The following is a 22022-nucleotide window of genomic DNA, read 5'->3' as shown; positions in this document are numbered from 1 at the left end:
CCATGCGCGCCGTCGTCGCCGTCGTCGTCCCCGCCCTCCTTGGCGCCCTCACGTCATGCGACAGCGCCGAGCGTCGCGACGCGGAGGTGGTCCTCACGGCGATCCATCGCTTCCGCTCGGCCCCGAACGAGTCCCTCCCGGCGATGGTCGACGCCCTCCGCGCGACCCCATGCGCGAACCCGGACACGTGCCGAGCCCGCGACGAGTGCCTCGCGCTAGGCGAGTCGACCGCAAAGGCGCTGCGCCTAAAGAGCGAGGTCGAACAAAGCCTCGCCGCCCTCGACAAGGGCACCCTCGCGAAGGACTCCGCCGAAGCCCAGTCCCTCCCAAAAAAGCTCGACGACGCCGAGACCCTCCTGAAACAAGGCCACGCCGGCCTCCCCCGCTGCGACGACGCCGTCCAAGCCCTCAAGCGCAAACACCGCCTCTGACCTGAGCCCGCCAGCCCCACCGGCCACCTCCCTTCGGGGAGGAAGGAAATGTTCGGATCCGAACATGCGAGGCCTCCTCTCGTGGAAGCAACAAATTCGACACCCTCTGGTTCGAGCTCTACGAGCTCGCGCGTCACTTCCACGACACGTCGCAGCCGATCTACGAGCCCCGCTTCGAATACTACTAGGAGGGCTACGGCTTCGAGCCCGCGGCTGCGTGCTCGAGGATGGTGAAGGCTACGCGGCGGTTGTTTGCGCGGCCTTGGTCGGTCTTGTTGTCGTCGATCGGCTGCTCCTGGCCGAAGCCCTGAGAGACGAGACGTTTCTTGTCGATGCCGCGATCCGTCAGCCACTTCATGACCGACGCGGCGCGGCGCTCGCTGAGCGACTTGTTGTACTCGGGTCGGCCCACGTTGTCGGTGTGACCCTCTACGCGCACCTTCGCGATCTCCGGGTGCGCGGCGAGGACCACCTTCACCGCGTCGAGGATCGTGTCCGACTCCTTCAGGATCTCGGCGCTGTCGAACTTGAACTTCACCTGCTCGAGGATCTTGATCTCCTTCTCCGTCACGACGACGAGCGGGCAGCCGTTCTTCTTCGGGTCGGGATCGCGCGGGCCCGGGACGTCGGGGCACGCGTCCTCCGCGTCGATGACGCCGTCCGCATCACGATCGGGGGGACAGCCGTTCTTCTTCGGATCGACGTCCTTCACGCCCGGGACGTCGGGACACGCGTCCTCGCTGTCCGCGATGCCGTCGCCGTCGCGATCGGGCGGACACCCGTTCTTGTTCGGATCCGAACTATGTACGCCCGGGACGTCGGGGCACGCGTCCAGCTTGTCCGGGATGCCGTCCTTGTCGCGGTCGGGGCAGCCGTTCGTCTTCGGGTCGTTCGTGCGCGGGCCCGGATCGTCGGGGCAGGCGTCCTCTGCGTCGATGATGCCGTCGCCGTCGCGGTCGGATGGGGCCTTCGGCGGCGGGCAGCCGTTCTTGTTCGGATCCGAACTATGCACGCCCGGGACGTCGGGGCATGCGTCCTCGCGGTCGGGGATGCCGTCCTTGTCGCGGTCCGGTGTCTCGTAGGTGGGGGCGTACTCGATCGAGAGGAGCGTGCGGAGCTGGGGGGCGCCGTAGCCGCGGGTCATGCCGCCGCCGACGCCGGCGCCGATGCGGAGGGCGCCGACGTCGTAGTGGGCGCCGAAGAGCCACTCCGCGGGGGTGCCGCGTGTCTTGAAGAACGAGGCGCTGTCGGTGAACACGCTCGTCGCGAATATCTCGGGGCCGATGACGAGCTTGTCGTCGAGCGTCTTCAGGCCGAAGGCGCCGTGGCCCATGAGCTCGCTGCCGAGCGGGCTGCCGGCGTACGCGTCGTCGCGCGCGCGATAGACCAGCGCGAGGCGCGCGGCGTAGGTGAAAGGACCGATGTCGCCGGCCGCCATCGCCTGCGGCGCGAGACGGATCGAGCCGTCGCTCGTGAACTGAGAGCGCGCGCCGGTGGGGAGCCACGCGCGGACGCCGCCCGCGAGCGTGAAGACGTCGCCGTATTCGCCGAGGATGCGGACGTCGGCGGCGAGACGCACGTCGCCGAACGCCGGCTTGCTCGCCGAGCGGAAGGGCGAACCGTTGACGACCGTGTCCTGGCCCGCCTGGTACACCGCGACCGGCGCGTTGAGGCCGAAGCGGAAGCGATCGAAGAGGACCAGGCTCCCGCCCAGATGCGTGAAGAGCTGATGACGTACGATCGACGCGCGCTCGTTCCCCGCCATGTCGTAGGCGACGAGCGGCTTGTAGCCGTAGTCGAGCGTCGCGCCGAGGGCCGGACGCAGGTGGCCGCGGAAGTCGAGCGTGTCCGCCACGAAGAACTGGCTGCCGCGCTCCGCCGGCTCGTAGCGATCGAGCGCGAAACCCGTCTGCTGCGCGGAGGCCGCGCCGGCGACCGCCTCGATCGCCAGCGCCGTCAGTGCTCCCAAAGCAAGCTTCGTGATCTTCATGTTCAGCCTCGCTGCTTCCGACGACGAATGAGCGCCAGCACGCTCGCCACCGCGCCCACGACCGAGAGAGACGACGCGGGAGACGTCGTGCTGTTGCACGCGCACCCGCCGCCTTCGATGATGCCCGCCGTATCCCCGGCGTCGCCGTCGACGAGACCGCCGTCACCAACGGGGCCGCCGTCACCAACGGAGCCACCGTCGGGGACGCCGCCGTCGCCGGCCGGTACGCAGCTGCCCACCGGACCTCCGTCCGGCGCGACGCACTGCTGGCCCGGCGGACATTGCTGCGAGCCGGGGCGGCAGCCTTCGACGCAGAGCTGCGCCTCGCAGACGTGGTTCGCCGGACAGTCGGGATCCGACGCGCAGCCCTGCGCCGTGCAGGTGCCGCCCTGGCAGAGATCGCTCCGGCACTGCGTGTCGCCCGTGCACGGCTCGCCGTTCGGGAGGCCGCACTTCTTGTCGGCGTCGAAGCAGATGAGCGAGCGGCACTCCGGCGCGGCCTGGCACGGCGTGCTGTTCAGCTTCCCGCACTTGTCGTCGATCTCCTCGCACACCGCGGAGAGACAGACCCGCTCACCCTTCTCTTGCGTGCACTCGCCGTCGATGGGGGAGAACGGCGGGACCGGCTCGCCGTTCGGAGTCTTCGGGATGCAGACGTTGCTGCCGTCCGGCGCGCGCGGCGCGCACCACTCCGTCGTCTTGCAGTCTGCGTCGTTCGTGCACGCCGTCCCGCATACGCCGTTGTTCACGTTGCAGACCGGGCCCGCGTGGCCGGGGCCCGCGCAGTCCGCGTTCGTCGTGCACTTGCCGCACGCGCCGGTGAGACCGCCGGTGGTGAGGCAGGTCGGGCTCGCGAAGAGCTGGCATGCCTGCGTCGCGCCGGTCCCGAAGTCGCCGTTGCACGGGACGCACGAGCCGTCCGTCATGCAGACCGGCTCGACCTCGACCGGGCATGCGCGCGGGCTCCCGCCGCCGAACGGGCCCGAGCACGGCTGGCAGTCGCCGCTGACGGGATCGCAGATCGGGGTAGGATCGACGCACGTGCCCGTCGCCGTCGCCGTCGTCGGCAGGCAGAGGCCGCCCGCCGGCGGCGGCTGCGTCCCGCCCGGGCCGCCGCCCTGCGATCCGCCTTGTCCGCCGTTACCTGGATTTCCGGGTGTAACGACTATATCGCAGTTGGGCGTCTTCGTCGTGGCCTGGAAGAAGACGCGCCCGCCGCCTCCGCCGCCGCCCGCGCCGAAGACGGGGAGACCGAGCACCTGCGCGCTGCCGCCGTCGCCGCCGGGGGTGGCGAGCTGGTCGCAGTCGAGCGTGCCCGCGAGCCGGACGACGACGGTGCCGCCCGCGCCGCCGCCGCCGGAGCCCTCGCTCGTGAGGCCGGGCGGGAGGCCGGCGATGCCGCTGTTCTCGCCGTCGCCGCCGTTCGCTTGGATGCGGCCCGCCCCGCCCATCGACGCGCCGCGGACGTAGACCACGCCGCCGCCGAAGCCGCCGAGGCTCGCGACGCTGACGAGCCCGCTCAGGTGACGGCCGGCGCCGCCGCCGCCGCCCATCGTGAGGCGCGTGAGCACGTCGTACGTGATCCCGGCGCCGCCTTCGCCGCCGCTGCCGAGGTTCGCGATCGTGCCGCTGCCCGCGCCGCCGTTGCCCAGGTTCGCGCCGCCGCCGCCGCCGGCCTCGACGCAGTTGCCGCCGCCGCCCGCGATCGAGACGTTGCCCTTCGCCCCGATCGTCGCCGCGTACCGCGTGTGGACGACGCCCTGGCCCTTCGGCGAAAACGGCTCCGACTGCGGGTCGCCGTCGACCGCGTCGCGATCGCAGTTCAGGAGGCCGGGGTTGTTGATCGTGCGCTGCGCGGGGACGCCGCCGTGGAAGCCGCGCGCGTTCGCGTGGATCGTGGCGCCGTTGTCGATCGTGATCGCGCCCGTCGCGAGGAAGATCACGATGCCGCCCGCCCACGGGTTCGTCGCGTTCGGGGTCGCGGGCGCGCCGCCGATCTCCTGCCACGCGCTCGCGCGGAGGGAGGTGCCGGCGGGGACGTTCACCGTCGTGTATTCGGGCACGCGAACGACCTGGCTCACCGCGCGCGCGTAGGCGTTCACGAGCGGCTTCGTGAGCGTGAGCGATCCCGCCGCCGCGGTCTCTACGCGCGCGAGCTCGTACTGCCCGACGAGGCCCTGCGCGTTGGAGGGCGTGCTCGGCGCGGTCGGGAGCGCGAGGACCGTGTCCGCGCCCGAGGGAGCGGCCGACTCCGCGACGCCGGTCGCGCGCCACACCAGCACGAGGTCGCCGTTCGCGAACGGCGCGGCGACCCGCGGCGCCGTCGGCGCGGCGAGCGCGGAGATCGCGAGCGTGGTCGCGCCTGCCGCTGCGTCGGCGGTGAGCCCCGCGTACGAGTTGATCTCCTCGTCGCCGACGACGACCTTCGCGCCGCTGTGCCCGTCGCCGAGCCCGAACGTGTCGATCTCCGCCCGCGCGACGGACGGGGCAAGGAAGACGGCAGCCATCACACCGAGACGATGAAGCCGAAGGGACATCGGATCCTCCCGCGGGCGAAGTCGCCCGATTATCCCAAAGGAGATAACAGGCAGGCTCGTCCGCTGTACAGCGCGAAAAGCGCGAAAACGCTTGCGATCCTCCGCCTCGGCGCCGGCGTGCGCGGCGCGAGTACCCGCGTCAGGGAGTCCGTGGTAAGTCCGCGGCCTCCCTATGTTTGACGCGATCGCGAAGGGTTTCCGGCAGGCCAAGAACCGTCTGGCAGGGCTCACCGAGCTCACCGAGTCGAACATCGAGAGCGCGCTCCGCGAGGTGCGGCTCAGCCTCCTCGAGGCCGACGTCGAGCTCGGCGTCGCGAAGGCGTTCCTCGCGCGCGTGAAGGATCGCGCGCTCGGCGAGGTCGTCCGCATCAAGACGAAGGGGCAGGGCGGCGAGAAGATGCAGGTCTCCGCCGGCGATCAGTTCACGAAGATCTGCCACGACGAGCTCGTCGCGTTCATGTCGCCGCCCGAAGGCGAGCCCGCGATCAAGCTCGCGGAGAAGGGAAAAGGACCGACCGCGATCATGATGGTCGGCCTCCAGGGCTCCGGCAAGACGACGACGACGGCGAAGCTCGCGCGCTACCTCCAGAAGGAGAACCACAAGCCGCTCCTCGTCGCCGCCGACATGCAGCGCCCCGCCGCCGTCGAGCAGCTCCAGGTGCTCGGCAAGAGCGTCGAGGTCCCCGTCTTCAACATCCCCGGCGCCTCGCCGGTCGAGATCTGCGCGAAGGCGGAGGACGAAGCGCGGAAGCTCGGCTGCGACGTCATCATCTACGACACCGCCGGCCGCCTCGCGATCGACGAGAAGCTCATGGAGGAGCTCGGCGAGATCAAGAAGCGGGTCGAGCCCGAGAACATCCTCCTCGTCGTCGACGCGATGATCGGTCAAGACGCGGTGAAGGTCTCGAAGGGCTTCAACGATCGCCTCGGCATCACCGGCGTCGTGCTCACGAAGCTCGACGGCGACGCGCGCGGCGGCGCGGCGATGAGCGTCAAGGAGGTCACCGGCGCGTCGGTGCGCTTCGCCGGCATCGGCGAGGGCATGGACAAGTTCGAGGAGTTCCGGCCCGAGGGCATGGCGAGCCGCGTCCTCGGCATGGGCGACGTCGTCGGCCTGATGAAGGACTTCCAGGACGTCATCGACGAAGAGAAGGCCGCCGAAGAGGCGATGAAGATGCTCCAGGGAGACTTCTCCCTCGACGACTTCCTCTCCCAGATCCGGATGATCCAGAAGATGGGCAGCCTCAAGGACATCGTCGGGAAGATCCCCGGCATGGACCAGCTGCCGACCGACGTGAACCTCGACGATCGGGAGCTCGTGAAGATCGAGGCGATGATCTCGAGCTTCACCAAGTTCGAGAAGAAGGACCCCTACGCGCTCATCCGCGACCCCTCGCGCGTCACGCGCATCGCGAAGGGATCCGGCACGCCCGAACAAGCCGTGAGCGAGCTCGTCCAGCGCTTCCTCTTCATGAAGCAGATGATGAGCAACATGGGCGGCATGGGCGGAATGGGCGGCATGGGCGGCCTCCTCGGCAACCTCCCCGGCATGAAGCAGCTCGGCGCGATGAAGAACATGCGCAACATGGCGAAGCAGATGCAGGGCATGGGCGGCATGCCCGGCTTCCCGGGCATGGGTGGGTTCCCCGGCATGGGCATGGGTGGGTTCCCGGGCATGATGGGAGGAGGAGGCAACCCCGCCGACTCGATGACGAAGATGAAGGCGCTCTCCGACAAGGAGAAGAACGCGAAGAAGGCGCAGCGGAAGCGCGAGAAAGAGGCGCGCAAGAAGAGTCGCCGTTGAGTAGGATGCGCCCCGTGAAAGCCTCCTCGATCGTCCTCTTGGTTCTGCTCGCGGCCGGCTGTGTCGGCGGCAAGCAGCAGATCTCGGCGGAAGACAAAGCGAAGCTCGCGGCGAACATCCTCGACGCGGTCCCGCCCGACGCGAAGAAGACCGACGTCAACTTCGAGAACAAGGTCCACCTCGTCGGCTACAAGATCGAGCCCGAGATCGCGGGTCCGGGCGCGCAGGTCAAGGCCACGTACTACTGGCGCTGCGACGAGCCGCTCGAGGAAGGCTGGCGTCTCTTCACCCACCTCCAGCACGAGGGCTTCGATCGCCACGAGGGCCTCGACGGCGTCGGCCCGCTGCGCGAGGCGCGCGGCAACAGCCAGGTGCTCGGCCCCGACCGCTGGGAGCGCGGGAAGATCTACGCCGACGAGCAGACCTTCACGATGCCGAAGGAGCTCAAGGGGCCCGACTCGCTGCTCTACGTCGGCATCTTCAAGGGCGACGCGCGCCTGACGATCCGGAGCGGGCCGAACGACGGCGACAACCGCGCGATCGTCGCGAAGCTCAAGACCGGGATCGCCCCGAAGCCGGAGCAGAAGCGCGGCGTCAACGACGTGCCCGAGCTCGACGTGATGAAGCTCGGCGCGAACGAGAAGATCGTCATCGACGGCAACGGCAACGACAAGGCCTGGGGAGGCGCAGCGAGCACCGGCCCTTTTGTCGACGTGGGAACGGGTAAACCGAACACCTCGTTCCCGATCAACGGCAGCGCGAAGCTGCTCTACGACGACGAGAACCTCTACGTCCTCATCACCGTCTCGGACCCCGACGTCGTCGGCTACTTCACGACGAAGGAAGAGCAGCCGAAGGACTGGACCGCGGGCGGCCAGCCGATGACCTGGAACCGCCACACCGCCGAGATCATGATCGACCCCGACGGTGACGGCGACAACGTCAACTACTACGAGATCCAGATCAACCCGCAGAACAAGGTCTTCAAGAGCCAGTTCGACGGCTACAACAAGCCGAAGGTCGAGCCGCAGGGTCCGTTCGGTCACGAGGACTGGGACCCGAAGATGAAGACCCAGGTCGTCGTGAAGGGGACGATCGACAACCCCGCCGACAAGGACGAGGGCTACACCGTCGAGGCGCAGATCCCGTGGAAGGCCTTCGAGAAGGGCGCGAAAGAGCTTCCGCCGAAGCCGGGCGGCACGTGGCGCTTCAACTTCTACGCGATGGCGAACAACGGCGGCGTCGCGTGGTCGCCGATCCTCGGGCAGGGGAACTTCCATAAGGCCTCCCGCTTCGGGCGCGTGCGCTGGGTGACGAAGGACTTCCTCGCGCTCGGCGCCGACGCCGGGGCAGGGGACGCGGGGCTCGCCGACGCCGGCGCGGCGAAGGCCGACGCCGGCGCGACCGTCAAAGACGCGGGCAAGTAGGCCGGGTTTTTGTCGCGCCGGACCGCAGCGGTTTACGCTGGGGCCATGCGTCGTATCGGGGTGCTCGCCTCTCTGTCCTTGCTGATGTTCGCGGGCTCCGCGAAGGCGCAGCAGCCTGGTCCACCGGGCCAGCAGGATCGCTCGAACAGCCAGTTCACGCTGAACCGCAACACCGCCGGCGTCGCGGAGGCGGAGGAGGCGCGGGGGCGCGCGCGCGGCGGCGACTGCGCCGGCGCGCTCACGCTGTTCGACGCGGCGGTGAAGGCGGGCTCGAAGGATCCGCTCGTCCTCCGCGATCGCGGCATCTGTCACGACCGGCTCGGGAACGTCTTCCCCGCGGTGGAGGACTACCGCGCGTACCTCGCCTCGACGCCGGCCGCGCCCGATCGCGAGCAGATCCAGCAGCGGATCGATCAGCTCCAGCCGCAGACGACGAGCGACCAGCCGATCGTGAACGACGCGAAGCCGAAGACGCTCGCGGGAGAGTCGAGCGTGAGCGTGTACGAGAGCAGCCGCAGCTCGTCGCAGCGCAAGGGCTCGCGCTGCGGACCGCAGTCGGGCGAGACGTCGATCGAGACCTGCGTCGAGCAGGAGCGCCTCGACGATCGCGCCGACCGATCGCCGATCCGCTACGGGCGCGGCTTCGTGATCGCGCCGTTCGTCACGTTCCCCCGCTTCACGTTCCTGGGCAAGCGCCACAGCGGCACTGGGTGGGCCGCGGGCGCGCACTTCCGCTACTCGTTCGGCCGCGTCACGAGCGCGTTCCTCGAGGTCGGATGGGCCGGCATCGGGCGCTTCCGGTTCGGCGAAGGCAGGCACTCGACGTACGCCACGCGCCACTCCGGCCCCACCGCGCTGCTCGGGATCGAGCTGCGCGCCGGCGGCCAGCGGAACGACAACCAGTTCTTCGCCCGCGGCGGTCTCGGCTACGAGCGCTACGTCGACTCCGACTCGCGCGCGTACCTCAACATGGGGACCGCGCGCTTCGCGATGGGCTACCGGCACGTCTTCGGCGAGTCGCTCGGCCTCGAGCTCGGCGTCGACGGCGGGCCGGCCCTCGGCGTCACCGAGGGCGGGGACGCGAAGTTCGGCGGCATCGTCGCGACGAGCTTCGCGTTCGCCTTCGGCCTCTGAAAAAAGCCGCGATCGGCCGCGAAAGCCCGCGCCGGGGCGCGGCCTTTGCGCCTTCGCGCTCCGGCGTCGCGGTGCTAATGAGCGCGCATGCGCAACGGACTCCGCATCGTAGCTATCGCGTCGGTCGTCAGCCTCGGTGTCTTCGCCTGCGGTGAAGACACGCCGCCGCCGAAGGCGCCGCCGCCCCCGCCGCCCCCGGTCACCGTCGCGACGACGCCGCCGCCGGCCCCGCCGCCGTACGTCGCGCCCGCGCCGCGCTTCGAGAACCCGGGCGGCATGTGGATGCCGCATCAGATCAAGGAGCACGGCGCGAAGCTGAAGGAGCTCGGCCTCCAGCTCGATCCGAACGAGCTCTCGGACCCCACCTCGGGCGTGCTCTCCGCCATCGTCAGCCTCGGCGGCTGCTCGGCGTCGTTCATCTCGGCCGACGGCCTCATCGCGACGAACCACCACTGCGCGACCGCCGCGCTCCAGCACAACTCGACGCCGTCGTCGAACCTGCTGAAGGACGGCTTCCTCGCGAAGACGCGCGCGGACGAGAAGAACAACGGCCCCGAGGCGCGCGTGTTCGTGACGCGCGCGGTGACGGACATCACGCCGAAGGTCCGTGACGGCCTCGAGAAGATCGCGGACGACAAGGCGCGCCACCGGGAGATCGAGAAGCGGCAGAAGGAGATCGTCGCCGCGTGCGAGAAGGACAAGAAGGGCGCGCGTTGCGCCGCGACCTCCTTCTACGAGGGCTCGTCGTACTTCCTCATCGAGCAGCTCGAGATCAAGGACGTGCGCCTCGTCTGGGCGCCGCCCGCCGGCGTCGGCAACTTCGGCGGCGAGATCGACAACTGGCGCTGGCCGCGGCACACCGGCGACGTCTCGATGTTCCGTGCCTACGTCGGCAAGGACGGGCAGCCGGCGGACTACTCGAACGACAACGTGCCCTACAAGCCGCCGCACTTCCTGAAGCCGGCGTCGAGCCCGCTCCGCGAAGGTGACCTCGTGTTCGTCGCGGGCTACCCGGGCCGCACGTACACGCTGAAGACGAAGGCGGAGGTCGACGAGGCGATCCAGTACACGTACCCGCGCCGCCAGAAGTACTTCGAGGACTACCTCGCGCGCCTCGGCGAGGCGACGAAGGACGACAAGGAGGCGCAGATCCGCGCCAACTCGTACGTGCGGCGCTTCGGCAACTTCCTCACCAACACGAAGGGCCAGCTCGAGGGCCTCGTGAAGGGCGGCCTCGCGGAGCAGCGGGCGAAGAGCGAGAAGGAGCTGCGCGCGTTCATCGACGCCGACGCGAAGAACAAGGCGGCGTGGGGCAAGGCGATGGACGACATCGCGGCGGAGGTGAAGAAGGGCGAGGCGTGGCGCGAGAAGGACGCGCAGTTCGGCGAGCTCGAGCTCCCGAAGCTCGTCGCCTCCGCGCTGACGATCGTGCGGATGGCGGAGGAGCGCGCGAAGCCGGACGCCCAGCGCGACCCCGCCTACCAGCAGCGCAACTGGACGCGCATCGAGCAGCAGACGAAGAGCGTCACGACGGGGTACAACCGCAAGGTCGACGAGGCGCTCCTCGGGCTCGCGCTCGAGCGCATCGCGAAGCAGCCGGAGGCGGACCGCACGCCCGCCTTCAAGGAGGTCCTCGCGCTCGGCGGCGGCTCGGCGAAGGACACGAGCCCGGAGGCGCTGAAGAAGGTCGTCGGCGCGCTCTACGAGACGACGACGCTCGGCGACGAGGCGGCGCGCGTCGAGCTCGTGAAGAGCGGCACCACCGCGAAGCTCCAGGCGAGCAAGGACCCGCTCGTCAAGCTCGCGCTGAAGCTCCGTCCGATCCAGAAGGCGAGCAAGGACCGCGGCGACGCGTACGCCGGCAAGATGGCGCTCCTCCGCCCGAAGTACATCGAGGCGCTGAAGGCCTTCAAGAAGGACGCGCCGTTCGCGCCCGACGCGAACAGCACCCTCCGCGTCACCTACGGCACCGTGCGCGGCTACAAGCCGAGCCCCACCGCCGAGCAGTTCCGCCCCTTCACGATGCTCTCGCAGGTCGTGGCGAAGGACCAGAAGAAGGACCCGTTCGACGTCCCGGCGCCGGTGATCGAGTTCTTCAAGGCGATGAAGGTCGGCCCCTACGCGGACGAGACGCTGAACGGCGAGGTCCCGGTCGACTTCCTCGCCGACCTCCACATCACGGGCGGCAACTCGGGCTCCGCCACGCTCAACGCGAAGGGCGAGATCTGCGGCCTCGTCTTCGACGGCAACTACGAGGCGATGGCGAGCGACTGGGTCTTCACCCCCTCGCTGACGCGCAGCATCCACACCGACATCCGCTACGTCGAGTGGCTCCTCGACGGCCCGTTCGCCGGCGACCACGTCCTCCAGGAGATGGGCGTCACGCCGAAGCTCTAGTCGTCGAAGAGCCGCAGCTGCTTCGACTTCTTGCGCGTGTCGGGGCGGTAGCCGGATTTTCGGCCCTTCTTCTTCACGCCGGTTCGCTGCTCTTCGCGGTGGCCGCTCGCGAGCTGCGTATCCCAGAGCGCCTGCACGGTGTCGATCGTGTCGATCTCGGAGGGCGTCTTGTCGTCGCGGATCCGCGTGATGCGGGGGAAGCGGAGCGCGAAGCCGCTCGTGTGACGCTGCGACCGCTGGAGGCCGTCGAAGCCGACCTCGAGCACGATCTCGGGGCGCACCGGCATCCAGCCGCGCTTCTCCGGCGCGGTCGCGAGGGCTGTGAGGCGGGTCGTCATCGCCGCGATCTCCGCGTCGGTGAGGCCGCTGTACGCCTTGCCGATCGTGGCGAGCTCGCTGCCGGCGCGGATCGCGAACGTGTAGTCGGAGAGCACCCCCGCGCGCTTGCCGTGGCCGCGCTCCGCCGCGACGACGACGACGTCCAGCGTCGCGAGCGCCTTCTTCACCTTGAGCCACGCGAAGCCGCGCACGCCGGCCGCGTACGGCGCGTCGAGCCGCTTGAGGACGAGGCCCTCGTGGCCGCGCGCGCGCGCCGCCGCGAACTCCCGCTCGAGGACCGCGTCCTTCGTGTCGTCCGCGGCGATGACGAGCGGCCGCGAGTCGTGGAGCGCGATCGGCGGCGGCGCGTTCTCCGCCCAGCGCTCGAGCCGCGCGCGGCGCTCGAGGAAGGGTAATGGCATGAGCGTCTCGACTCCCTCGTAGAGGATGTCGTATACCAAATAGCTTACTGGGTATTCGCGAATCAGGGCTTCGTCGGGAATCGTCTTCTTGAGGCGCGGCTGGATCGCGGAGAAGGGGCGCGCGCGTCCGTCTTTACCCATCACCACGATCTCTCCGTCGAGGATCGCGTCCTCGAGCATGCCGCGGCGGGAGGCGTCCTCGAGCGCGCTCACGATCTCGGGGAAGGCGGTCGTGACCGCGCCCTTGCCGCGCGCGAAGAGGCGAGCTCCGCTCGCGCCGATATGCGCCTGCGCGCGAATGCCGTCGACCTTGTCCTCGATCGAGTGCGGGAGCGAGAGATCGACGCCGCGCGCGGTCTCGATCGGCGTCGCGAGCATGAAGTCGATCGGGCGCCCGACGACGACGCGCGCGGTCGCGAGCTCGTCGCGATGGGCGAGGCGCGCGAGCTCGCCGACGTCGGCGACGAGGCCCGCCGCGGCGCGGACGGCGGCGATCGGGCGCCCGAACGCCTTCGCGATCGCCTCGAGCGCGATCCCTTCCTTCGCGCCGACGCGCATCTCGCCGAGGACCGCGCGCACGAGGTAACGCGCCTCGAGCGGGGAGCACGCCTCGAGCGCGGTCGTGAGCGCGCGGAGCTTGTCCGCGCGCACGTTGCTCTCCGCGAGCGTGAGCGCGCACTCCTCCGCGTGCGCGAGGGTGAGCCCGGGGCCGGACTCGCCGCGCGCGGTCATCGCCTCGTAGACCGCGGTGCCGAGGTCTCCGTGTTTGCCCGTGAGCTCCCCGAGCTCGCTCGGCGTCGCCCCGCTCACCGCGCACGACGCCTCGAAGACGAGCGCGCCGCCGGCGCCGAGCGTGCGGTCGTCGTCGGTCGCGAGGAGGGTCCCGGTGAGGAAACGCGCGGCGAAGGGGAGGCGGTCGGGCGCGCGTTCGGCGACGCCGGCGAGCGCCTCGGCGAGGGAGGCGACCTTGGCCGTGCGGGCGCGGGTCCCCTCCGTCGCGAAGAGCGCGTCCGCGATCGCCCGCATCGCGCTCTACGGATCGCACCTGACGGTGCCGGCGACCGCCTCGGGCGTCGAGGCGCCCTGCGCGCGGGCGCACGCGTCGCCGAAGAAGGCGAGCGCGCCGTACTCGCGGTTGATCCAGTCCCAGCCGCTCGTCTTCGTCGGGTCGCGCGGGATCGTGACGCCGTCGACGCGGACGCTGATCGAGTCCGGGTTCGTCGGCGCCGACGGCGTGAGGTACGTGCAGCGGCCGACCTCGTCGCGGATGCCGATGAGCGCGCTCTCCATCTCGTCTTGCGACTGCACGCGGTAATGCCGCGGCGTGCTCGCGCGCGGACGGCCGCCGGCGACGGCCATGTCGTCGAGGACCTGGAGGAAGTCGGGGCGCTCGGTGCTGCCGATGCCGATCACGTAGATGGGGATCCGCTGCTGCTCGTTCACCTCGCCGATGACGCGGATCGTCCGCGTGTCGTCGAGGCAGTTGAAGCGACCGTTGATGGCGGTGTTGCACGACTGCTGATCGGCGGCGCTCGTGCACGTGCACGTCGCCTGCGGGATGTCGCCGTTGCAGTTCGGCGCGCCGTCGGTCGCGAGGACGATCGCGCGCGCGACGCCGCGGCCGGCGTTGAGCGCCTCCGCCGCGATGCGGATCGCCTCCGACGTCGGCGTGCCGCCGAGCGGCGTCGTCGTGTCGAAGACGCTCAGGATCGCCTCCGCGTTGCCCTTCGCGGGCGGGATGTCGACGCCGCCGGCGACGGCGCACGCCTCCTCCGAGCTCCCCTGACCGTCGTTGAGCTCCTGCGGATAGAACTTCGCGCCCATCGCGATCTGATCGTCGAACGTCGTGATCGTCCGCTCGAGCGCGTTCTGGAGGAGCGTCCAGCGCCACTGCGAGCGCGGCTGGAGGCGCCGCCCGTCGAGCGTGAACGCCATCGAGCCGGAGCGATCGAGCACGAACATGAGCTGCGTGAGCGCGAGCTCGAACGTGAACTCGCCGGGCACGCAGGCGACGACGTCGATCGAGACGTCGATGCTCGCGTCGACGCTGATCTCGAGCGACGGATCCGCCCCGAACAGGCCGGTGCGCGACCCGCACGCGAGGAGGAGGCCTCCGGTGACGAGGCCGGCGGCGACGAACGAAGCAAAGCGTGACCGCATCCTGAAGAGCCATGTGCATCCTAGCGGACGAAATGGCTCACGGCCATCAGCCGCCTCAGCCGCCTCAGCCGCCGATGTGGATCGCAGGACCGATCCCGAGCACCTTGAACTCGGTCCCCGTGACCGCCTCGTACGTGGCCTCCGCGCCGATCGCGAGGATGCGGCCGAAGTGGATCATGAGGCCGCCGCCGCCGAGCCAGGCGACGCCGCTCTCGGCGCGGTTCGAGAGCCAGCCGCCGCCGACACCGCCGACGACGTACGGCGCGAGCGGCCCGAGCGGCAGCGTGATGCGGAACGTCGGCATCGCGGTGCCGATGAAGCGCTCGGAGAGGAGGTAGCCGCCGAGCCGCCCGCCCGGCGCGAGGACGGTGGGCCCGGCCTTGAAGCCGTAGCGGCCCTCGAGGACGAGGCCGCCGCCGAGCGGACCGCCGTCGGAGGGGAGGAGGATCTGCGGGCCGAACCCGAAGCGGAGCCCGCGGTTCGCGCGCATCGCGGTGGAGTCGCCTTGTTCTTGCGCGGAGGCGACGGCGGGGACGGTGAGGAACGCGGCGGCAGCGGCGAGGGAGAGGAGGCGGCGCATGTCGTCAGCTCGAGTGCAAACCGCGAGCCTAACGGATCACGCGCGCGATTTCCTCGAGCGCGCTCGGCTCGCGCGATGCACTTTCGCACAGCGTGGCGCGACGGAACGTCGCGGGCTCCGTCGTCGTTCAGCCGAGCTGCTCGAGCATCTTCTCGGCGCTCGAGACCTCGAACTTGCCGGACTCGACGTTGAGCTGCTTCACGACGCCGTCGTCGACGAGCATCGAGTAGCGCTGCGAGCGGAGGCCGAGGCCCTTGCCGACGAGGTCGAGCTCGAGGCCCACCTTCTTCGTGAAGTCGCCGTCGCCGTCGCCGAGGAAGCGGATCTTGCCGATGCCCTTCTCCGCCTGGCCCCAGGCCGCCATCACGAAGCCGTCGTTGACCGAGACGCACCAGATCTCGTCGACCTTCTTCGCCTTGATCGCGTCGTGGTGCTTCAGATACCCGGGGACGTGCTGCGCCGAGCACGTCGGCGTGAACGCGCCGGGGAGCGCGAAGATCACGATGCGCTTGCCCTTCGTCGCGTCTGCGACCGAGACCGGCTCGGGGCCGTTCGGGCAGAACTCGCCGAACGAGGTCGACTCGTAGAGGGTGGCATCGGGGAGCTTGTCGCCAATCTTGATCGTCATGATGTCTTCATCTCCGCGAGGTCAGAGGGGACCTTGAGGGTGGGCTCGGTGCGCTCCTGGACGTCGCGCGCGCTGACGTTGGGGGCGACCTCGCGGAGGACGAGGCCGTCGGGCGTCACGTCGATGCAGGCGAGGTCGGTGATGATGCGGTGGACGACGCGGCGGCCGGTGAGGGGGAGGTTGCACTCCTTCAGGATCTTCGGCTCGCCGGCCTTGGAGGCGTGGTCCATGATCACGACGACGCGCTTCGCGCTCGCGACGAGGTCCATCGCCCCGCCCATGCCTTTGACCATCTTGCCGGGGATCATCCAGTTGGCGAGGTCGCCGTTCTCGGAGACCTGCATCGCGCCGAGGATCGCGAGGTCGATGTGGCCGCCGCGGATCATCTCGAAGCTCTGGGCGCTCGAGAAGATCGAGGAGCCCTTCAGCATCGTCACGGTCTCTTTGCCGGCGTTGATCAAGTCCGCGTCGAGCTCTCCCTCTTTCGGATAAGGGCCAATGCCCAACAGGCCATTTTCGGACTGGAGGACGACCTCGACGCCGGGGGGGATGTAATTGGCCACCAGCGTGGGCATGCCGATACCGAGGTTGACGTAGAAGCCGTCCCGCAGCTCCAGCGCCGCGCGCTTGGCGATCTGCTCGCGATTGAGGCTCATTTGGACACCGTCTTTCGCTCGATGCGCTTCTCGTAGGTCTCGCCCTTGAAGATGCGCTGGACGAAGATGCCGGGGGTGTGGACGTGATCGGGATCGAGGTCGCCGACCTCGACGAGCTCCTCGACCTCCGCGATCGTGATCTTGCCCGCCGCCGCGCACATCGGGTTGAAGTTCATCGCGGTGTGGCGGTAGACGAGGTTGCCGAAGCGGTCGCCCTTCCACGCCTTCACGATCGCGTAGTCGCCGGTGATCGCCTCCTCGAGGACGTACGGCTTGCCGTGGAAGTCGCGCGTCTCCTTCTTCGGGCTCGCCTTCGCGACGCTGCCGTCGGCGGCGTACTTGAGCGGGAGGCCGCCCTCGCTCACCGCGGTGCCGGCGCCGGTCGGGGTGAAGAAGGCGGGGATGCCGGCGCCGCCCGCGCGGAGGCGCTCCGCGAGCGTGCCTTGCGGGCAGAGCTCCACCTCGAGCTCGCCGGAGAGGTACTGCCGCTCGAACTCCTTGTTCTCGCCGACGTAGCTCGAGACCATCTTCGCGATCTGCTTCTTGCGGAGCAGGAGGCCGAGGCCGAAGTCGTCGACGCCGCAGTTGTTCGAGACGAACGTGAGGTCCTTCACGCCGAGCTCTTCGATTGCCTTGATCGCGTTCTCGGGGATGCCGCAGAGGCCGAACCCGCCCGCGAGGATCGTCGCGCCGTTCGGGATGTCGGCGACCGCCTCCCTCGCGCTCTTCATCACCTTGTCCATCGCCGCGGCACCCTAGGACATCCGCCGCGCTACGTCATCCGTGCGCGCATGTGGCGGTTCGCGCCACGGGCGGCCGCCGCGCACCGCGTCATTTCCGCGGGTGCGGCGGCCCCGGCGTTTGGCGCGCTTCTCGCTCCCGCTCGGGCGTGAGCTTGCTCGACTCGGAAACGACCTGGCGCATCCACGACGGCGTGGAGAGCGCCCTCCTCATCGACGGCCGTGACTACTACCGCGCCTTCTACGCCGCCGCCCTCGGCGCGCGGAAGAGCATCCTCCTCCTCGGCTGGCAGTTCGACAGCGACGTCCAGCTGCTCCGCGGCGACGACCTCCCTCCCGGCACGGCGCCGGAGGACGTCACGCTGCTGAGGTTCCTCGATCGGCTCTGCCGCGAGCGGCCGGAGCTCGAGGCGCGCGTGCTCGCGTGGGACCACTCCGTCGTCTTCGCGCTCGAGCGCGAGGTGTTGCAGAAGCTCTACTTCGACGCGATCACGTGCTCGCGCTTCGAGTTTCGCTGGGACAGCACGGTGCCGCTCGGCGGCTCCCACCACCAGAAGGTCGCGATCGTCGACGGCCGCATCGCGTTCTTCGGGAGCCAGGACATCTGCCAGTCGCGGTGGGACGACTCCACCCATCGCGTCGACAACGAGCTCCGCATCTCGCGCGGCGATCCGCACCAGCCCTACCACGAGGTGCAGGTCGCGCTGACGGGCGCGCCGGTCTCGTCGCTCATCGAGCTCTTCGTCGCGCGCTGGTACGGCGCGACGGGCGAGCGGCTCGACCGGACGCGCCTCGTCGACGAGGGCGGCGAGGCGATGCCCGGCCTCGAGTTCCCGATCACGCTCCCGATCCCCGCCGCGCGGATGGGCCTCGCGCGCACGGTCCCGGAGGTGCCGGGCCGGGCGCCGGTGCAGGAGGTCGGCGCGCTCTACGTCCGCGCGATCGAGGGCGCGGAGCGGCTCATTTACATCGAGTCGCAATACCTGACTTCGTGCGTGGTGCGCGACGCGCTGATCTCGCGAATGCGCAATTCGGAGCGCGCGAAGTTGGATATCGTCGTCGTCCTGCCGCACAAACCGGAGAAGCTCAAGGAGGAGGTCACGGTGGGGGTCCCGCAGACGAGCCTGCTCCGCCTCCTCCAGCAGGAGGCGGCGCAATACGGACATCGCCTCGGCCTCTACAACGTCGTCGCGGGGGCGAAGGACGACGGTACTCCGATTTACGTCTATATCCACTCGAAGCTGATGATCGTCGATGATCGGTATTTCATCGTCGGCTCGGCGAACCTGACGAACCGCAGCATGACGATCGACTCCGAGATCGTCGCCGCCTACGAGGCGCGGCCCCACGATCGCGCGCTCGTCAACGCGCTCCGCCGGATCCGCGTGCGCCTCCTCCTCGAGCACACCGGCGAGCGCGCCGACGTGCGGACGCTCGTGCGCCCGGAGGGCCTGGTCTCGCGCCTCGACGCGCTCGCGGCGGAGGGCACGACGCGCCTCCGCCGCCACGAGGTCGGCGACGAGGAGCCGAACGCGCTCGTGAAGACGCTGCACGAGGTCGCGCTGGAGTTCCTCGATCCGTGGAGCGAGCAAGACGAGACGTGCCCGCCCGCGGCGTGAGCGCGCCTACCGGCAGCGCGGGCGGCAGGCGCCCTCGACGCAGCGCGTGTCCTCGATGCATTCGCGTGCGTGGGCGCACGGCTGCTCGGGGAGGCGCGACGGCGCGCACGTCGCCCCGTCGCAGAAGCCCGTGAGGCAGTCGCCGCCGCCGGCGCACGCCTCGCCGAGGGTAGGGCGGCGCTCGCAGCGCCCCGCGACGCAGAGCGCGACGGGCTCGCATTCGGCGAGGCCGCCGCCGCACGGCGCGCCGAGCGGCGCGGCGGGGAGGACGGGGCGGGGAGGCGGGGCGAAGCATCGCAGGCCGTCGGGGGCGAAGCCGCAAGCGGCGCCGTGCGCGCATTGCCAGCCCGGACCGCACGGCTCACCCAGCGCCGGCAACGTGCGGCACGTTCCCGGACAGAAGACGCTCGCGCCGTCGCAGTAGCGGCCCGCGCCGCAGGCGAGGCTGACGCTGCACGCGTCGTCGGACGCGCGCCGCCGGAAGACGCCGGCGCAGGCGCCGTTGGGATCGAAGGTCCAGCTCCCGTCGGTCGCGGCGCCCTCGCGATCGATCTCCTCGACGCATCGCGCGAGCGCGTCGACGTTCACGCCGACGCGGCCGCGCGCGACCTCGGCGTGGAGCGCGCTGCACTCGACCTGCGCGAGCTCCGAGGCCGGCGGCGCGGTGACGGCGCCTCCGAAGAGCGACCGATAGCGCCGGCGAACGAGCGCCGACTCGATCGCGATGCACGCGTCGTACGCGGACGCGGACGTGGACGTGGACGTGGACGCGACGGCGCCGCGCGTGTCGTCGGTGGGCTCGTCGCCGCGCGCACACGCGGCGACGACGAAGAGCAGCACGAAGGAGAGGTGGCGAAGCATGCGGCGCGCGCCAGGCACGACGCATGCCGTCACGAAGCCACGATCGACGAGCGTCGCAGCGTGCTCCGTGCGCGCCTCGTGCTGGAGAGCACGACCGGTCAACCGCCCGCCACGTGCGCCAACACGCGCGCATCGCCGGCTCGACGAGCGGGGGGGCGCGAGCGCCGGAGCGGCGCCTCGTCGTCGAGGCTACTTCACCTTCGCGCCGCGCCGCCGCCGAGCGACGACCGCCCCGGCGAGAGCGACGCCGAGGACGAGCGGCACCGCGGGCCCGCCGGTACGCTCCGGCGCGGCGGCGCAGAGGCAAACCTGCGGCAGCGGCTCCGCGTCGCCATCGCCACCCGCGTCGCCCGCACCGCTGTCCGGGCCGTCGTCGCTGTCGTCGCTGTCGTTGTCGTCGCCGGCCCCAGCCCCAGCTTCGTCGCCTGCGTCCGCCCCGGCGTCGTCCTCCGCCCGCGCCGGCGCAGCGACCGCGATCCCACTCGCCGCGAGCGCCGCCGCAACGAAACGCGCCCGCCGCCGAAGGATCAAGTCCCGCGCAGAGCTCACACCCCGAGCGTACGCCCCGCCAACGGTTCGAGTCACGCGCAGAGCACCTCGCCGCCGGAGCCCGCGCCGTGAACGTGCGCGCGCGGGCGGCGGGCGTACGTGGGGCGGGCGGTTCGCGTATATCGTCGCCGCATGCTCACGCTGCTTGGCGTCGTCGTGGTCGTGGTCGGGTTCGCGCGGCGGGTCAATCCGTTGCTCGTCGTGCTCGGCGCGATCGCGGTCACGAGCCTCGCGAGCGGGATGCAGCCCGTCGCGATCGTGGCCGCGATCGGCAAGGCCTTCACCGCGAACCGCTACATGGCGGTCGGGTGGCTGCTGCTGCCGCTCGTCGGCGTGCTCGAGCGCGCCGGGCTCCGCGAGCGCGCGCAGACGCTCGTGCGCTCCATCCGTGCCGCCACGGCGGGGCGCGTCCTCGTCGCCTACTTCGTCTTGCGCCAGTGCGCGGCGGCGCTCGGGCTGACCGCGCTCGGCGGGCACGCGCAGATGGTCCGGCCGCTCGTCGCGCCGATGGCCGAGGCCGCGGCGGAGCGGCAGCTCGCGGCGCGCGGCCGGTCGCTCGGCGACGCGCTGCGCTTCCACCTCCGCGCCCACGCCGCCGCCGCGGACAACATCGGGCTGTTCTTCGGCGAGGACATCTTCATCGCGATCGGCTCCATCCTGCTGATGAAGGGGTTCCTCAAACAGAACGGGATCGACGTCGAGCCGCTCGACCTCGCGAAGTGGGCGGTGCCCACCGCGATCGCGGCGCTCGTCATCCACGTCGCGCGCCTCCTGCGGCTCGACCGCACGATCGCCCGGTCCGGAGCGGAGGGAGAAGGGAGGAACGACGCATGATCCGCCTCGAGCACGTCTACGTCGTCGTCGGGCTCTTCCTCGCCGCGGTCGCCTTCCTCAACGCGCGCGACGCGACGAACCCGAAGCGCCGGACGACCGCGCTCTTCTGGGGCGCGTACGCGGCGACGCTCCTCGTCGGCTCCCACCTCCCCGACGTCGCGAACGGGCTCCTCGTCATCACGATGATCGTCGTCGGCGGCCTGAACCGGCTCGACCGCGGCCAGCCGGCGACGAGCACGAACGAGGAGCGCGCCCGGTCGGCGGAGCGGAGCGGGAGCCGCCTGTTCCTCCCCGCGCTGCTCGTGCCGGCGCTCACGCTCGGCCTCACGTTCGGCGCGAAGCCGCTCCTCGATCCCGTGAGTGCCTCCCTCGTCGCGCTCGCCCTCGCCGCGCTGGGCGCGCTCGCCGTCGCGCTGCTGTGGTTCCGGCCGCCGGCGGCCGCGCCGGTGCACGAGGGGCGCCGCCTCCTCGACATGATCGGCTGGGCGGCGGTGATCCCGCAGATGCTCGCCGTCCTCGGCGCGCTCTTCGCCGCCGCCGGCGTCGGCGATCGCCTCGCGGAGCTCCTCGGCCGCGTCGTGCCGCTCGATCAGCGCCTCGTCGTCGTCGTCGTCTTCACGACCGGGATGGCCGGGCTCACGGTCGTGATGGGCAATGCCTTCGCCGCGTTCCCGATCATGGCCTCCGCGGTGGGAATCCCCATCCTCGTCCGGCGCCTCGGCGGCGATCCCACCGTGATGGCCGCGATCGGCATGCTCTCCGGCTTCTGCGGCACGCTGATGACGCCGATGGCGGCCAATTTCAACCTCGTCCCCGCGGCGCTCCTCGAGCTGCCCGACAAGAACGGCGTGATCCGCGCGCAGACGCCGACCGCGCTCGCGCTCCTCGGGGCCAACACCGTCCTCATGTACCTCCTCGTCTTCCGGTGAATCCAA

At 70.6% G+C, this 22022-nt stretch carries 18 protein-coding genes; 8 read left to right on the top strand and 10 right to left on the bottom strand.

Annotated elements, in window-relative coordinates; genetic code table 11:
• The first annotated feature begins 2 nt into the window (after positions 1–2).
• Entirely contained in the window at positions 3–431 is a 429-nt protein-coding gene (locus KF837_08460; protein MBX3227331.1) for a hypothetical protein, read from the top strand.
• Positions 432–624: 193 nt separating this feature from the next.
• Here the strand turns inward: KF837_08460 and KF837_08455 are convergent, their stop codons facing one another.
• On the bottom strand, positions 625–2421 hold the full coding sequence (locus KF837_08455) for an OmpA family protein (protein MBX3227330.1): 1797 nt from the start codon (positions 2419–2421) through the stop codon (positions 625–627).
• A 2-nt stretch (positions 2422–2423) separates the two neighbouring features.
• Positions 2424–4931: a hypothetical protein gene (locus tag KF837_08450; GenBank protein MBX3227329.1), complete on the bottom strand. Its 2508-nt coding sequence runs from the start codon at positions 4929–4931 to the stop codon at positions 2424–2426.
• Positions 4932–5130: 199 nt separating this feature from the next.
• Between KF837_08450 and ffh the strand changes: the two genes are divergently transcribed.
• From ffh to KF837_08430, 4 genes are all read left to right on the top strand, one after another.
• Complete coding sequence (gene ffh / locus KF837_08445; protein ID MBX3227328.1) at positions 5131–6762, top strand: signal recognition particle protein; 1632 nt, start codon at positions 5131–5133, stop codon at positions 6760–6762.
• Positions 6763–6776: 14 nt separating this feature from the next.
• Positions 6777–8189 carry a carbohydrate-binding family 9-like protein gene (locus tag KF837_08440; GenBank protein ID MBX3227327.1) on the top strand — a complete coding sequence of 471 codons (1413 nt, stop codon included), beginning with the start codon at positions 6777–6779 and terminating at the stop codon, positions 8187–8189.
• Between the two features lie 45 nt (positions 8190–8234).
• The gene (locus tag KF837_08435; GenBank protein ID MBX3227326.1) at positions 8235–9323 is read left to right on the top strand and encodes a tetratricopeptide repeat protein; all 1089 of its coding nucleotides are present in this window, start codon (positions 8235–8237) and stop codon (positions 9321–9323) included.
• An 87-nt stretch (positions 9324–9410) separates the two neighbouring features.
• Positions 9411–11720, top strand: coding sequence for a S46 family peptidase (locus tag KF837_08430; protein ID MBX3227325.1), 2310 nt, complete (start codon positions 9411–9413; stop codon positions 11718–11720).
• Here the strand turns inward: KF837_08430 and KF837_08425 are convergent.
• From KF837_08425 to KF837_08400, 6 genes are all read right to left on the bottom strand, one after another.
• The gene (locus KF837_08425; GenBank protein MBX3227324.1) at positions 11717–13486 is read right to left on the bottom strand and encodes an ATP-dependent DNA ligase; all 1770 of its coding nucleotides are present in this window, start codon (positions 13484–13486) and stop codon (positions 11717–11719) included. The two genes, KF837_08430 and KF837_08425, sit on opposite strands and share 4 nt — an antisense overlap.
• 6 nt (positions 13487–13492) lie before the next feature.
• Entirely contained in the window at positions 13493–14620 is a 1128-nt protein-coding gene (locus KF837_08420) for a VWA domain-containing protein (GenBank protein ID MBX3227323.1), read from the bottom strand.
• Positions 14621–14684: 64 nt separating this feature from the next.
• Positions 14685–15200, bottom strand: a complete 516-nt coding sequence (locus KF837_08415) for a hypothetical protein (protein MBX3227322.1) — start codon at positions 15198–15200, stop codon at positions 14685–14687.
• A gap of 127 nt (positions 15201–15327) precedes the next feature.
• Complete coding sequence (locus KF837_08410) at positions 15328–15828, bottom strand: peroxiredoxin (protein MBX3227321.1); 501 nt, start codon at positions 15826–15828, stop codon at positions 15328–15330.
• Positions 15825–16484, bottom strand: coding sequence for a CoA transferase subunit B (locus KF837_08405; GenBank protein ID MBX3227320.1), 660 nt, complete (start codon positions 16482–16484; stop codon positions 15825–15827). Before KF837_08405 ends, KF837_08410 begins: the two co-directional genes overlap by 4 nt.
• Entirely contained in the window at positions 16481–17227 is a 747-nt protein-coding gene (locus tag KF837_08400) for a CoA transferase subunit A (protein MBX3227319.1), read from the bottom strand. The genes KF837_08405 and KF837_08400 overlap by 4 nt, the downstream gene beginning before the upstream one ends.
• 152 nt (positions 17228–17379) lie before the next feature.
• On the opposite strand from KF837_08400, the gene KF837_08395 reads away from it, so the two are divergent.
• The gene (locus KF837_08395; GenBank protein ID MBX3227318.1) at positions 17380–18843 is read left to right on the top strand and encodes a phospholipase; all 1464 of its coding nucleotides are present in this window, start codon (positions 17380–17382) and stop codon (positions 18841–18843) included.
• A 6-nt stretch (positions 18844–18849) separates the two neighbouring features.
• On the opposite strand, the gene KF837_08390 is transcribed toward KF837_08395, so the two are convergent.
• Both KF837_08390 and KF837_08385 read right to left on the bottom strand, forming a co-directional pair.
• A complete protein-coding gene (locus KF837_08390; GenBank protein MBX3227317.1) occupies positions 18850–19806 on the bottom strand; it encodes a hypothetical protein in 957 nt (318 codons plus the stop codon).
• 87 nt (positions 19807–19893) lie between these two features.
• On the bottom strand, positions 19894–20253 hold the full coding sequence (locus KF837_08385) for a hypothetical protein (protein ID MBX3227316.1): 360 nt from the start codon (positions 20251–20253) through the stop codon (positions 19894–19896).
• Positions 20254–20385: 132 nt separating this feature from the next.
• Here KF837_08385 and KF837_08380 point away from each other — a divergent pair, with 132 nt between their 5' ends.
• Together KF837_08380 and KF837_08375 are read left to right on the top strand one after the other, a co-directional pair.
• Positions 20386–21087: a DUF969 domain-containing protein gene (locus KF837_08380; protein ID MBX3227315.1), complete on the top strand. Its 702-nt coding sequence runs from the start codon at positions 20386–20388 to the stop codon at positions 21085–21087.
• Complete coding sequence (locus KF837_08375; protein ID MBX3227314.1) at positions 21084–22016, top strand: DUF979 domain-containing protein; 933 nt, start codon at positions 21084–21086, stop codon at positions 22014–22016. Before KF837_08380 ends, KF837_08375 begins: the two co-directional genes overlap by 4 nt.
• Positions 22017–22022 lie beyond the last annotated feature (6 nt).

Origin of the sequence: Labilithrix sp. (assembly GCA_019637155.1) — a bacterium.
GTDB lineage: Bacteria > Myxococcota_A > Polyangia > Polyangiales > Polyangiaceae > Labilithrix.
This window is presented reverse-complemented; position numbering and strand designations above follow the sequence as displayed.